Genomic DNA, 211 nt, shown 5'->3' with positions numbered 1-211 from the left:
CGTAGGCGCGCACGCCCGCTCCGGACCCGGCGCCCGCGGCAACGATGCGCCCGCCGCCGCGCACGGCCATGTCGCCTGCGATCACGCCGGCGACCGCCTCGTCCGTAATATCGGCCCCGTCCGCCCGGACATCGACGGTGCAGCCGTCCACCACGAGCGCCTGCGAAACGTGGATCCCGCACTGCGAGCCCGTCGCCGTCAGGGTCCCGGT

At 75.4% G+C, this 211-nt stretch carries 1 protein-coding gene; it reads right to left on the bottom strand.

Translation table 11 applies throughout. The features are described 5' to 3' along the window. A partial coding sequence (locus tag DXC67_RS10515) for a hypothetical protein (RefSeq protein ID WP_199410722.1) occupies window positions 1-211 on the bottom strand: 211 nt, incomplete at both ends.

It is taken from the genome of Collinsella sp. TF07-1, assembly GCF_003437235.1.
In the GTDB taxonomy this organism is placed as follows: Bacteria; Actinomycetota; Coriobacteriia; order Coriobacteriales; family Coriobacteriaceae; genus Collinsella.
Note: the sequence above shows the minus strand (reverse complement) of the source record. Positions and strands in the feature narration are given on the sequence as shown.